Origin of the sequence: Streptomyces sp. NPDC096205 (assembly GCF_044763135.1) — a bacterium.
GTDB lineage: Bacteria > Actinomycetota > Actinomycetes > Streptomycetales > Streptomycetaceae > Streptomyces.
Map to the genome: position 1 here is coordinate 203895 of NZ_JBIWFS010000009.1, position 13293 is coordinate 217187.

Genomic DNA, 13293 nt, shown 5'->3' on the forward strand with positions numbered 1-13293 from the left:
GACGCCAATCGAGCCGGAGAGAATACCCCGGGAGTGACGGACGTCAAACCCGGGGTCACGGTCCTGCGTGGTCTTCCAGGAACCCGCCGATCAGCTCCACCGGGTTGACGGCCACGGTGGCCTCCACCTCCCAGCCCGGCCGGTCCATGTCGAACACGACGACGGGGACGTCCCTGCCGAGCACACGCGCGAGGTGCCCGCCGCTGTGCAGCGCCCGGGCGGCGTCGAGACACACCTCGTCGAACCGCCGTACGAGCTCGTCGTCGTACTCCTCGACCAGGTCCTCGTCGAGATCGTCGGCGTACCAGATCCCGGCGGCCCGGGCCTCGGCGAGATGCAGTGCACTGCCGACCGGGTCCTCGGGCACATGCCCGATCCGCTGGAACCCGTCCAGCAGCCAGTACGGGTAGTGCCACCGGGCCGGCGGCCCCTCCCGCCGTGCCTGGGTCTCGGTGTGGTAGCCGACGGCGACGTAGGGGAACCGGGGGTCCTGGTCCTCGTGCCAGATCCGGAAGGAGACGGCGTAGATCTCGGGTCGCAGAGCTTCGGGAAACCCCTCCAGCGCCCGCTCGGCCCCGCGCCGGACGTGCTTGCGGAGAGTCTCGTGCATGGTCAGAAGCCCCAGGGGTCGGGATGCGGCGTGAGGGACCTGTCCTCGGACCAGACGAGCCGGGCCTCCAGCCGCTCCCCCAGCAGCCCGGCCAGCCGCTCTACGGCCCAGCCGTTCCAGTGGACGACACCCGGCGACTCGGGCACGCGGAAGGCCGGCAGCTCGGTGGGCAGGGCGTCCGGACGGAAGACGGTGATCTTCATCGGGCCACCGCCCTTCTTGGGCCTGGACGAGCGGCGCACGTCCACACAGTCGACGACCGCCTCGACGGCGTAGAGCAGATACGCCCCCTCCCCGGCCCCCTCGACCTCGACCGGCAGCATCCGCCCCGCCTTCCCCGGATCCTCCCCCAGCGACTCCGCGACCCGCCGGCTCAGCACGGGCGCACCCGTGTACCCGGACGGGAACTCGGACTCCGGCAGCTTGGGGTTGCCGTCCCACTCGGCCGTCACGGAGGCGGGCGGCTCCGCGGCGGAACCGATCAGCCAGCGGATGACCTGGGTGAGCGAGGGCCGAGGAGGAGGGTCCGGACGTCTTTGTAAGCGGGTTGCAGGCGGTACACGGAGGACTTCAGCGCGCCGGGGCCACGGCGCCCCGCATCGGCGTCCGCACCCCTCACAGCCACTCTCCTCCGTCGTCCTCCATGGCACCGCCATACTCACGCACCAGCACGACCAGCCGCACCGGCGCCTCGGTGTCGTCGTGCCTCACCCCGGCCAGCAGAACCTTGTCCGAGATCCTCCACGCGGTGTGGTCGATGTAGTCCACACCGCCGGTCAGGTCCTCCTCGACGGTCTCCAGCCGGGCGCCGAGCTCCCCGGACTCCAACTGGGCGGCCACGCGCGGAAGTTCGGCGGAAGCGGCATCGTAGAGGTCGTCGATGTACGTGTCCGGGTCCGGCCACTCCTCCTCGACCTCCCGGTACCAGAGGGTGAACTCCACCTCCACGGACGGCCCGTCCCCCTGGATCCACGCGTGCGCGCCGTCCCGCCGCCAGGTCGTCGCCCAGTCCTTCGCCGGATTCCTGCGCTCGCCTTGCCAGCCAGCGGCGTGGAGAACGGCGGCCGCGGCCGGGCCGGTGAGGCGGCCGAGCTCGGACAGCCGAGCCGCCTCCTCGCTCACGTCAGCCATGGCCCCGACTCACAAGCCCCAGGGGCGGGGGTGCGGGGTGGCCGCCGGATCCTGTGACCACAGCAGGCGACCGGTGACGTCGTCGCCCACGAGGTCGTGCAGGAGCTCCAGCATCCAGCCGTTCCAGCAGACCGCCACAGGAAACCCGGGCACCCGGAAGGCGGGCAGGGCGGCAGGGTAGGCATCGGGGCGGAAGACCATCTTCTGCATTTCTCCGGTGCTCTTCTTCGGATGCGAGGACCGGCGTGCGTCGACGCAGTCGACCAGGGGCTCCACGACGTAGAGGAGGTAGTCGTCCGACTCCGCCCCCTCGACGCGCACCGGCACCAGGTGGCCCGCCTTTTCCAGCTGGTCACCCAACCGGTCGGCGAGACGCCGGCTCAACATCGGCGCGCCCGGATAGTCGGAGGCGAACTCCGCTTTCGGCGCCTTGGGATCGCCGGTCCATGTCGCACCGAACGCGGTGGGCAGTTCGGCTCGCGCGCCCTGGATCTGCCAGCGCTTGAGGTCGATCAACGAGTCGTCCAGCCGGAGCGTCCGCAGATTCTTTTCGCTCGGCGTGATCCGGTAGGCGGCCAGAGGTGTGGAGGTGGTCATGGAAGTCATCCTTACGCCGTCCAGTACGCGGTGCTCGGCACCTGTGTGGTGACACCGGCCAGCTCGCCCTCGATCTCACGCCCGATCTGGCGCAGCTCGCGGCGCAGCACGGTACGAATGGCCCGGTCGCCGTAGCCCCTGGCCACCCTGTCCGCGACCAGGTTGTGCAGGTGAGCGTCGAGGCGGCCCAGGAACCGGTCGGTGTGGGTGAAGTTGTGGGGCCGGGGGTGACCGAGCGGAATGCCGTTCGCCGCGTCGTTGATGTCGACCTTGTACTTCGACAGCAGGGCCCGCATGCCGGGAGCGCCGGAGCGGTTGAAGCCCGACGGAACGATGTGGGCCGCCGCCTGTCCCGGGCCGACGATGCGCCCCTCCTTCGCCATGTTGTCCCTGAGGATCTTGGAGCACTGCTTCAGTCCCAGGTAGTCCCGCCACAGGAGCGGGTTCGTCACATACGCCCTGGGGTGGGGTCCTGCCTCCATGCCGAGCGGGTCGGGGCTGACGTACATCGCGGCGGCAGGGTCGTAGTGCCGGAAGTAGTTGTAGTGGAGGCCCGTCTCCGGGTCGTCGTACTGTCCCGGGAAGCGCAGTGGTGTCGCCGCCTCGGCCCGGGGGTCCGGCAGGCCGAGCCCCCAGAGCGTGGTGTCCGCCTGCCAGGCGGTCGCCCCGGTTTCGCCGATGAGCTCGGTGGGTGTGCCGACCAGGTCGGTGACCATGGCGAAGAAGCGTCGGTCGACCTCGTCCGGGGAGAGACCGGACCGTCCACGGCGCTCCGTCTGGGCCAGCGGAACCATGCCGTCCCGCTCCCAGGTGAGCGTGACCTCCTCGGCCGCGGCGTCGCCTGTGCCGTGCGTGGTCTGCTCCACCAGGTGGGGCCCGTCCCACACGAAGCGGGTCTCCTCCACCACGGTCGTGCCGTCCTGCGCCATCCTCCGCTTGGCGATCCGGCGGCCCAGCGCGTCGTACACATAGCTCCACTGGGAGCCGTCCGGCGTCGTGCAGGAGACGAGCCGGTCCTCCGCGTCCCAGGTGTAGCGCCAGATGTCCGGCTTGCGGGACAGCCTGGCCTTGCGTCGCAGTACGACTCTCCCGGCCGCGTCGTACTCGTAGTGCAGGGAGCCCGCGCGCAGGACACGGCTCCCTGCATAGGCCCGTTCGCCCCGGGCACCGGGCTCGGGCATGCGGTCCGGCCAGACGGCCTCGGTGATGTTGCCCATGGTGTCGTACGCGTACGTCTCGGACCGGTCCCCGGCACTCACGCCGGTCACCCGTCCCAGTGCGTCGAGGTCGAAGGACCGCCGTCGGCCGGTCTGGTCCTCCTGGGCGGTCAGGTTGCCGTCGGCCGCATAGACGTAGGAGCGGCCGAGCAGCGGACGGGCGGCTCCGGTGACGGTCAGGGACTGTCCGGCCAGACGGTTGCCCGTGTCCCAGCCGAGGGCGAGCGTCAGCCCCTCGCCGAGCCGACGCGTGATCTCCCGGCCCGCCGCGTCGTACGTCGAGGTCAGGACGCGCCCCGCCGCGGTGAGCGCGATCCGGTTCCCGGCGGCGTCGTAGGAGTACGTGGTCACCGCGCCCGTCGGTGTCACGCGGCGTACCGGACGGCCCAGGGCGTCGAACTCCGTGGCCAGCTCACGCCCGTCCACGGACTCACCGACGATGTTGCCGGCCGTGTCGTAGCGGAGTGCCAGGACCGCGTCCGGGCCTGCCGCACGTATCAGGCGGCCCGCCGCGTCGTGCGCGTAGACCGTCGTCCGGCCGTCGACGGACTTCTCGATCTGGTTGCCCACCACGTCGTAGGAGAACCGGACGCTCTGGCCCAAGGCGTTGGTGCGGGCGACGAGTTGTCCCGCCGCGTCGTACTGATAGGTGACGGCACGCCCGTCGAAGTCGGACTCCGAGACGAGGTTGCCCGCGGCGTCGTAGCAGTAGTCCCAGGTGAGCCCTTGCGGATTGGTGACCTGCACGAGCCGCAGCTCGGTGTCGTAGCGGAAGGTGTACCGGGTGCCGTCCGGGGTCGTGCGGCCGGTCAGCAGGTCGAACCCGCCGTACTCGAAACGTGTGGTCCTGCCCACCGCGTCGGTGTGGGCGACGCGGTTGCCCTCACCGTCGTGGTTCCACACCTCGGTAGCGCCGTCCCGTCCCGTCCTTGCGGCGAGCAACCCCTCGACGGTCCACGTCTGGCGGGTCGTCCGGCCCAATGGGTCGGTGATCTCGGAGGTGCGCCCGAACGCGTCGTAGCGCAGCCGGGTCCGCGCGCCCAGCGGGTCGGTCACGCAGACCGGCTGTCCCGCCGCGTTGTTCTCGAACCGGGTCACGCCGCCCAGCGCGTCGGTCATCGAGGACACGGCGCCCGTCAGGTCCCGGGTGAAGCGGGTGACGCGTCCGTCGGGCTCGATCAGGGCGACGCAGTTGGCCCGCTCGTCCCACTCCTGGCGCAGGACGCTGCCGTCGTACTCCGTCAGCTCCTCCGGCAGCCCCAGCTCGTTGTAGCGGGCCGTCGAGGAGGTCCCGTCGGGCAACCGGACGGCGGTGAGGCGACCGGACTCGTCCCAGTCCATGCTCAGGGTCCGCCCCAGGGCATCGGTCCGCGAGAGAAGCTGGTCGCGGCGGCTCCACTCCTGCTGAACGGTGTGGCCGAGCGGATTCGTCTCGGCGACGAGCTGGTAGGCGTCGTTGAACTGGTACCGCGTGATGTTGCCCGACGAGTCGGCGGCGAGCGTCAGATGCGCTTCCTCGTCGTAGGTGAACGTGTAGTCGAGCATGCCGTCCACACCGCGTACGGCGACGCAGCGGCCGGCGGTGTCGTACTCGTAGCGGTACCAGGCGCCGTTGCGGTCCTCCCAGCCGGTGATGCGATGGTCGGCGTCGTACGACAGCTTCAGGGGCAGGCCGGACGAATTGCGTATCTCGGTGAGGTCGCCGCGCGCGTCATAGCCGTAGCGGATCAGGGTCGGCCGGTCGGGGTGGTTGCGCAGAGAGAGTTCGGTGATCCTGCCGTCCTCGCACGACACCGTGACGCGGTAGCCGCCGTGGTGGACGACTTCGGCGGGCAGTCCGTCCTCGTACTCGACCGTGACCGTGTTGTGGTTGCGGTCGCTGATCTCATGGAGGGGCAGTTCCGCCGACACCCCGGCGGCCACCGGCCGGAAGGCGAGGGTGCGGCCGTTCTCGGGCTGGCTCACGGTGAACGTGCCGCCCGGCGCGCCGTCCCAGCTCAGCGGCCAGTGAGGTCCCTCCACCGGGAGCACGGCGACATCGGGTCCGGGGACCGGGTAGTGCAGGATCATCCCGTCGGCGGTCACGAGCCGCACACCGGTCGCGTCGAGCAGGAGGCGCTGATCGAGCGTGCTGATCCAACTGCGCCCGAACAGCCGACCGCCTCGGACGCCGGTGCGGTGACAGCGTTCCAGGACGAGGGGAAGAACGCCGTCGAGAGAGACGTCGGTCTCCTGCATGACCATCTGTCCAGTGGCCATGTCGACGGGATCACCGCAGGTGAACAGCTTCTTCATCTGCCGGCCGAGGGCTCTCGTACCCTTGCCCAGCCCCTTGGCCCCCAGCGCCATGCCTTTCAGGCCGGTCTTGCCGAACGCCTTCAGCCCCTTGGCGAGTCCGCCGAGGGTGGTCAGGCCCTTCATGCCGGGTATGCAGTCCAGCGCGGCGAACGCCACGTCCCACAAGGACGCTCTGCCCTGTGAGTATTTGTAGAGCGTGTCCGCGAGCACCACCAACGCCGCGATCAGCACGATCGCGCCGAGAATCGGCCCGCCGATGATCATCGCGACGATGCCGAGGACCGCGACGACGACCTTGCAGACGGCGACGATGTTGTCCCAGTTGTCGGTGAACCAGTCCCCGATCTCCTCCCACCACGACCGGTTCTGGATGCCCGCGTCCGACGCCTCGTCGATCTTCGACTTCGCCGTCCGCGCAGCCTCCTCACGCATCTTGCGCGCGTCCTCGGCCATCTTCTTCGCCGCGTCCAGCGCACTCTGCGCCGTGGAGACATCCGACTGCGCACTGGCCTGCGCAGCTTCGGCGTGCTGCACATCGCGCGTCGCCGCACGGACCTTCGCCTCGTCGGGCTTCTCGGTGGACTTGCTGCCGGTCGGGTCGTCCTTGTACTTGTCCGCCTCCTTCCCCGCCCGCGTCACCCACGAATCCGCCGACGACAGACGCGACTTGGCGGAAGAGAGGTCCGACCGTGCCTCACGGCCCTTCACCAACGCACGGTCCGCCAGCGCCTGCGCACGCTCCAGCTTCGGCCAGTAGTCGGCCAGCGCGTCCCCGCACAGCGAGTACGACTTCTCCAGCTTCTTCAGGTTCTTCGGGACATCGGCGAAGTCCTCCTTGAACACCTCCGCCGACTTACCCGCCCACTCCGCGAGGGTCGACTCCCCCGCCATCCCCTTCACCAGCCGCAACGCGTCCGAGACATCGTCCGCGAAGTCATGCAGAGACTTGGCCAGTTGGCGGACCCGCTGCGGATCCCCCGGCACCGGGTCCTTGTCCAGATCCAGGACATGCCAGTCCGTCGGCCGATGGCCCGCCATGCAGCAACCCCCGTCACCAGTGCATCAGCGTCAACGTTCGTATGCGGGTGTGAATTTACTGCACCCCGCTGCTCGCACAAGAGCCTGTACAGCCGCCCGCGCACCCGGTTTGATCACATCATGCGAAGATCCACCCCCTGGACGCGCCGCTGGGGCGCGGCCGCTCTGGTGTCCGCGGCCGTGGCCGTGCTGCTCCCACTGCTGCGCTACGGCGCGCCGGTCCCGCGCTGGGACGTGATGGCCGCGCTGGCCGGGGCGCTGGTGTGCGGGCTCGGGTGGGTGGTGGCGACGGGACGGGCTCCGCTGCTCGGGGCGGCGCGGCAGGGGGACGGTGGGCCGGTGCCGGGGGTGATTCCGCGGATGCCGGTGTCCTCGTTCGGGCGTGGGACGGCACTGGCCCTCGCGGCGTACGCCCTGGTCGCGGCGCAGTTGCTCGCCTGGCAGCCGGACGGCGGGCAGGGGCGTACGCTCGCGGCGATCCAGGACGCGGGGGCGCGGGTGTCGCACGCCCGGATCACCGCGGTGACGGCCGAGGAGAGGACCCACGTCGGGGTCTCCGGGCAGAAGTTCGGGGCGTACCACTACGCCTCGTTCACCGTCGAGCTGCCGGACGGCACCCGCCTCGCCGTGGACCGCGGCATCGTCGCGGGGACGCCCTACGCCTACGACGAGGTGGACGTGCTGCATGTCCCGGGCCGGCCGGAGCTGGGCGGGTGGGTGGACGACAGCACCGACATCACGGCGTACGCGCAGACCTGGCGGCCGCCGCTCGCCTTCGCGCCGTACTTTCTCGTCGTCGTCGCGGGTCTGCTCTTCCTGAGCGCTTCCGACCGCTCCCGGCTGACGGGCCGCGGTGCCCGGCGGCTGCTGCGCGAGGACGCGGCGCAGGGGCGTGTGTACGCGGTGGCGGTGCGCCGGCTGACGGCGGTGCGCGGTGAGCACCGGACGGTCGGTTCCCGGCCGGGCAGCATCAAGGTCGAGGTCAGGGTGTCCCTGGAGGCCGACACCGAGTCGGGCTCGCTGCGCCTGTTCGTGCCGAGCGAGGAGATCGCGCCTCTGGCGAAGGAGTTCGGCGGCGTCGGGGGCCGGCTGCTGTTCGCCCGGCGCTGGGAGCTGACGGACGAGAAGCACTCGGTGCCGGGTGTGTACGTCGCCCCGGACGGCCGTGTGTGCCACTTCGACGCCCTCCGCGCGGACGTCCGCTCCCTCACGGCCGGACGCGGGGCCCTGGTCGGCACGGACCGGTCCGTCACCGCCCGCCCCTGGGAAGGCGCCTGTACGACGACGCCCTGGGCCCGCCTCGCCGTCGTCGGCGCCTATGCCGCGGCGGCCGCCTGCGCTCTGCCGGTGCTGACGGGTGGCGCCTCGCATCTGACGGGCTATCTGCCGGTGGCGGCGCTGGCGGTGGCGGCCGTGCTCGCGCTGTTCCTCGGCAGGACCACACGGAGCGGCCCGGTCTGGCACCGCCGTACGACCAGCGACTCCCGGGTCAGAGGCGCTCAGGCCCGCTGACGCAGCCGTGTGAACGACGCGTCCAGGCCCCGCTTCATCACCCGCGCCACCGGCCGCTCCACGAACCGGTGCACCAGCCAGCTCAGCACCAGGAACCCGGCGGTCACCAGCGCGATCAGCAGCCGGGGGTCCATCGTGTCGCGCAGCCGGTTGATGACCGCCGTACCGGCGACGTAGTGCAGGAGATACAGCGGGTACGTCAGACAGCCCGCGGTCGCCAGCCACCGCCACTGGAAGCGGTCGGCCCGGCCGAGCGCGACGGCGACCATGACCAGCAGGAACGTGGTGTAGATCAGCAGTGCGCCACGCCAGCTGGAGACGCCCTCGTACACCACGCGCTGCGCCAGCTCGTGCTGCGCCATCAGCCAGGACATGCCGAGGATGCCCCACAGCAGCAGGTCCTGGCCGAAGCGGTGCATGAGGTAGAGGGCGAGGCCGGCGATGAAGTACCAGGCGCCGTCGGGCTGGGCGAACAGCGTGAGCAGCGGCAGCTCGGCGACGGGGGCGAGCATCGCGGCCGCGCCCCAGACGCAGCAGAAGACGACGACCCTGCGGTACGTCAGCCCCATGGCGACGACGACCAGGAAGAGCAGGTAGAACCGCAGCTCCGACCAGAGGGTCCAGTAGACGGCGTCGACGTGCGGGACGCGCGAACCGGTCTGCAGCATGGTGAGGTTGAGCAGCACGTCCCGCGCGGGGAGCCGCTCCCAGACCCCGGGGAGGGCGACGACCACCCCGGTGGTGAACAGCACCGCGAACCAGTACGCCGGGTACAGCCGGATCACCCGGGAGACGAAGAACTGCCGCGGCGTACGGCCCCAGCAGGACATGCAGATCACGAAGCCGCTGATCACGAAGAAGATCTCGACGCCGATCCAGCCGAAGGACGCGACCCGGAACACGGTCGGCATGATGTCCTGCACCGGCCGGTCCCAGATGGCGTTGCCGGGCTGGTCGGCGCGCTTGGTGCCGGCGAAGTGGTGCATCACCACCAGCAGGGCCGCGGCGAGCCGGATGCCGTCGACCAGGTACAGCCGAGGGCGCTTGCGCAGGGCGCCGGGCGCTTCGGGCGTGCCGGCCGGCGGGGTCGGGGCGGGCCGCTCGGCGACGGCGACACCGTGCGTGGCTATCGACGATCTGAGCACACCCGCACGCTACGCGGGCACCTTCCACCCCTTGCGGGCACAAGGGGCCATTTCACCCACCTGCTCGGCGTTGTTGACCCACTTCTCGCCCCTGAGCCGCCCAGCGTTCCCGAAGACTTCACCACCCGCCGCAGGGCAAAGCGAAGGGGCCCGCACGACCGAAGTCGTGCGGGCCCCTCCTGGAGCTCGTTGGAGCTACCGGGTCAACCGACCCTCAAGCAAGCGGAGAGCTTACTTCAGGATCTTGGTGACCTGGCCGGCGCCCACGGTCCGGCCACCCTCACGGATGGCGAACTTCAGGCCCTCCTCCATGGCGATGGGCTGGATCAGCTCAACGCGCATGTCGGTGTTGTCGCCCGGCATGACCATCTCGGTGCCCTCGGGGAGGTGCACGACGCCGGTCACGTCCGTGGTACGGAAGTAGAACTGCGGGCGGTAGTTGTTGAAGAACGGCGTGTGGCGGCCACCCTCGTCCTTGGACAGGATGTACGCCGTGGCCTCGAACTCCGTGTGCGGGGTGACCGAGCCGGGCTTGATGATGACCTGGCCGCGCTCGACGTCCTCGCGCTTGATGCCACGGAGCAGCAGACCGACGTTCTCACCGGCCTGGCCCTCGTCGAGCAGCTTGCGGAACATCTCGATGCCGGTGACCGTGGTGGTGGTCTTCTCGGTCTTGATGCCGATGATGTCGACGGTCTCGTTGACCTTGAGGACACCACGCTCGATACGGCCGGTGACGACCGTACCGCGACCGGTGATCGTGAAGACGTCCTCGATCGGCATCAGGAACGGCTTGTCGACGTCACGCTCGGGCTCCGGGATGGACTCGTCGACGGCCTTCATCAGGTCGAGGACGGACTGCGTCCACTCGGCGTCGCCCTCGAGCGCCTTCAGCGCCGAGACCTTGACGACCGGCAGGTCGTCGCCCGGGAACTCGTACTCGGAGAGGAGCTCACGCACCTCGAGCTCGACGAGCTCCAGGATCTCCTCGTCGTCCACCATGTCGGCCTTGTTCAGGGCGACGACGATGTACGGCACGCCGACCTGGCGGGCCAGGAGCACGTGCTCCTTGGTCTGCGGCATCGGACCGTCGGTCGCGGCGACCACGAGGATCGCGCCGTCCATCTGGGCGGCACCGGTGATCATGTTCTTGATGTAGTCCGCGTGACCGGGGCAGTCGACGTGGGCGTAGTGACGCGCCTCGGTCTGGTACTCGACGTGCGCGATGGAGATGGTGATACCGCGCTGGCGCTCCTCGGGCGCCTTGTCGATGTTGTCGAACGGGGTGGCCTCGTTCAGCTCCGGGTACGCGTCGTGCAGCACCTTGGTAATGGCGGCCGTGAGGGTCGTCTTACCGTGGTCGATGTGACCGATGGTGCCGATGTTGACGTGCGGCTTAGTCCGCTCGAACTTCGCCTTCGCCACTGGGGTCCTCCTGGGAGTGGTTCTGGTACGCCTTACTTCATCGGCGCCAGGTGATCTTTGCTGTTAAGTCCCGGAACCCGGGGCAAACACCCACGATCGTGTGCGTTTGCCCCGTGAGGCTCCGGAGTCAAGCCTACGGCGTGAGAACGCGGTGCGTTACTCGCCCTTGGCCTTCGCGATGATCTCCTCGGCGACGTTCCGCGGAACCTCGGCGTAGGAGTCGAACTGCATGGAGTAGCTGGCGCGGCCGGACGTCTTGCTGCGCAGGTCGCCGACGTAGCCGAACATCTCCGAGAGGGGCACGAGACCCTTCACGACGCGGGCACCGGCCCGCTCCTCCATGGCCTGGATCTGGCCACGGCGGGAGTTGATGTCACCGATGACCTCACCCATGTAGTCCTCGGGCGTGGTGACCTCGACGGCCATCATCGGCTCGAGCAGCACGGGGCTGGCCTTGCGCGCGGCCTCCTTGAAGGCCTGCGAACCGGCGATCTTGAACGCGAGCTCGGAGGAGTCGACCTCGTGGTAGCCACCGTCGATGAGCGTGACGCGGACGCCCGTCATCTCGTAGCCGGCCAGGATGCCGAACTGCATGGCCTCCTGAGCACCGGCGTCCACCGAAGGGATGTACTCCTTCGGGATACGGCCACCGGTCACCTTGTTCACGAACTCGTACGAGGCGTCGCCGCCCTCGATCGGCTCGATCGCGATCTGCACCTTGGCGAACTGACCGGTACCACCGGTCTGCTTCTTGTGGGTGTAGTCCACGCGCTCGACGGCCTTGCGGATCGTCTCGCGGTACGCGACCTGCGGCTTGCCGACGTTGGCCTCGACCTTGAACTCACGGCGCATACGGTCGACCAGCACCTCGAGGTGCAGCTCGCCCATACCACCGATGATGGTCTGGCCGGTCTCCTCGTCCGAGTGGACCTGGAAGGAGGGGTCCTCCTCCGCGAGACGCTGGATGGCGACACCCAGCTTCTCCTGGTCACCCTTGGACTTGGGCTCGATGGCGACCTGGATGACCGGCGCCGGGAAGTCCATGGACTCCAGGATCACCGGCTGCTTGTCGTCGCACAGCGTCTCACCGGTCGTGGTCTGCTTCAGACCCATGACGGCGATGATGTCGCCGGCGCCCACCGAGTCGATCTCCTCACGCTTGTTCGCGTGCATGCGGTAGATCTTGCCGATGCGCTCCTTCTTGCCCTTGACGGAGTTCAGCACGGCCGTGCCGGACTCCAGGCGGCCCGAGTAGACCCGGACGAAGGTGAGCTTGCCGAGGTGCGGGTCGCTCATGATCTTGAACGCCAGCGCGGACAGCGGCTCGTCGTCGGACGGCTTGCGCTTGACGACCTCCTCCGGGTCGCTCACGCCGTGGCCCTCGATGGCCTCGACGTCGAGCGGGGTGGGGAGGTAGCGCACGACCGCGTCGAGCAGGGGCTGGACGCCCTTGTTCTTGAACGCGGTGCCGCAGAACACGGGGGTGACCGTCGTGCCCTGGGACTTGCCGGACGCGATGGTGATGCGACGGATCGCGGCGTACAGCTGCTCCTCGGAAGGCTCCTCGCCCTCCAGGTACAGCTCCATGATCTCTTCGTCGTTCTCGGCCACGGCCTCGATGAGCTTGCCGCGGTACTCCTCGGCAGCCTCGGTGTGCGTGTCCGGGATGTCGACGACGTCGTACATCTCGCCCTTGGCGGCCTCGGCGGACCAGACGAGCGCCTTCATGGTGACGAGGTCGACGACACCCTTGAAGTCGGCCTCGGCGCCGATCGGCAGCTGCATGACGAGCGGCTGGGCGCCCAGGCGGTCCGAGATCATGTCCACGCAGCGGTGGAACTCGGCGCCGGTACGGTCCAGCTTGTTGACGAAGCAGATACGCGGAACGCCGTAACGGTCGGCCTGACGCCACACCGTCTCGGACTGCGGCTCCACGCCGGCAACGCCGTCGAACACCGTCACGGCGCCGTCGAGGACGCGGAGCGAACGCTCCACCTCGACGGTGAAGTCGACGTGACCCGGGGTGTCGATGATGTTGATGGTGTGGTCGACGCCCTCAAGCGGCCAGTGACAGGTGGTGGCAGCAGAGGTGATCGTGATGCCACGCTCCTGCTCCTGCTCCATCCAGTCCATGGTGGCGGCGCCGTCGTGGACCTCACCGATCTTGTACGAAACGCCGGTGTAGAACAGGATCCGCTCGGTGGTGGTCGTCTTGCCCGCGTCGATGTGGGCCATGATCCCGATGTTGCGGACCCTGGCCAGGTCAAGCGAAGTGGTAGCCATAAGGCTTCAGTCTTCTCTCGGTCTCGATGGGGTCTGC

General features: G+C 69.3%; 9 protein-coding genes. 1 reads left to right on the forward strand and 8 read right to left on the reverse strand.

Annotation, left to right across the window (positions count from 1 at the left end; all coding sequences use genetic code 11):
• Positions 1–55 precede the first annotated feature (55 nt).
• From ACIQ6Y_RS30505 to ACIQ6Y_RS30525, 5 genes are all read right to left on the reverse strand, one after another.
• Positions 56–610 carry a hypothetical protein gene (locus ACIQ6Y_RS30505; protein ID WP_404043699.1) on the reverse strand — a complete coding sequence of 185 codons (555 nt, stop codon included), beginning with the start codon at positions 608–610 and terminating at the stop codon, positions 56–58.
• A 2-nt stretch (positions 611–612) separates the two neighbouring features.
• Positions 613–1062 (reverse strand): hypothetical protein, encoded by a 450-nt coding sequence (locus ACIQ6Y_RS30510; protein ID WP_404043701.1) that lies wholly within the window; start codon positions 1060–1062, stop codon positions 613–615.
• 163 nt (positions 1063–1225) lie between these two features.
• Complete coding sequence (locus ACIQ6Y_RS30515; RefSeq protein ID WP_404043703.1) at positions 1226–1741, reverse strand: hypothetical protein; 516 nt, start codon at positions 1739–1741, stop codon at positions 1226–1228.
• A gap of 9 nt (positions 1742–1750) precedes the next feature.
• Positions 1751–2338: a hypothetical protein gene (locus ACIQ6Y_RS30520; RefSeq protein WP_404043705.1), complete on the reverse strand. Its 588-nt coding sequence runs from the start codon at positions 2336–2338 to the stop codon at positions 1751–1753.
• Positions 2339–2349: 11 nt separating this feature from the next.
• Positions 2350–6891, reverse strand: coding sequence for a DUF6531 domain-containing protein (locus tag ACIQ6Y_RS30525; RefSeq protein ID WP_404043707.1), 4542 nt, complete (start codon positions 6889–6891; stop codon positions 2350–2352).
• Positions 6892–7011: 120 nt separating this feature from the next.
• Here ACIQ6Y_RS30525 and ACIQ6Y_RS30530 point away from each other — a divergent pair, with 120 nt between their 5' ends.
• Positions 7012–8403: a hypothetical protein gene (locus ACIQ6Y_RS30530; protein ID WP_404043709.1), complete on the forward strand. Its 1392-nt coding sequence runs from the start codon at positions 7012–7014 to the stop codon at positions 8401–8403.
• On the opposite strand, the gene ACIQ6Y_RS30535 is transcribed toward ACIQ6Y_RS30530, so the two are convergent.
• The 3 genes from ACIQ6Y_RS30535 to fusA all read right to left on the reverse strand — a co-directional run bounded on the left by ACIQ6Y_RS30535 (position 8391) and on the right by fusA (position 13256).
• Positions 8391–9548, reverse strand: a complete 1158-nt coding sequence (locus ACIQ6Y_RS30535; RefSeq protein WP_404043711.1) for an acyltransferase family protein — start codon at positions 9546–9548, stop codon at positions 8391–8393. The two genes, ACIQ6Y_RS30530 and ACIQ6Y_RS30535, sit on opposite strands and share 13 nt — an antisense overlap.
• A 231-nt stretch (positions 9549–9779) precedes the next feature.
• Positions 9780–10973 (reverse strand): elongation factor Tu, encoded by a 1194-nt coding sequence (tuf, locus tag ACIQ6Y_RS30540; protein ID WP_404043713.1) that lies wholly within the window; start codon positions 10971–10973, stop codon positions 9780–9782.
• 156 nt (positions 10974–11129) lie between these two features.
• Entirely contained in the window at positions 11130–13256 is a 2127-nt protein-coding gene (gene fusA / locus ACIQ6Y_RS30545) for an elongation factor G (RefSeq protein WP_404043715.1), read from the reverse strand.
• Positions 13257–13293: the final 37 nt, after the last annotated feature.

Bases quoted from the DNA above. Each gene is read 5' to 3' on its own strand.
- ACIQ6Y_RS30520 (WP_404043705.1), bottom strand. From the start codon at position 2,338: ATGACCACCTCCACACCTCTGGCCGCCTACCGGATCACGCCGAGCGAA.
- ACIQ6Y_RS30515 (WP_404043703.1), bottom strand. From the start codon at position 1,741: ATGGCTGACGTGAGCGAGGAGGCGGCTCGGCTGTCCGAGCTCGGCCGC.
- ACIQ6Y_RS30525 (WP_404043707.1), bottom strand. From the start codon at position 6,891: ATGGCGGGCCATCGGCCGACGGACTGGCATGTCCTGGATCTGGACAAG.
- ACIQ6Y_RS30505 (WP_404043699.1), bottom strand. From the start codon at position 610: ATGCACGAGACTCTCCGCAAGCACGTCCGGCGCGGGGCCGAGCGGGCG.
- fusA (WP_404043715.1), bottom strand. From the start codon at position 13,256: ATGGCTACCACTTCGCTTGACCTGGCCAGGGTCCGCAACATCGGGATC.
- ACIQ6Y_RS30530 (WP_404043709.1), top strand. From the start codon at position 7,012: ATGCGAAGATCCACCCCCTGGACGCGCCGCTGGGGCGCGGCCGCTCTG.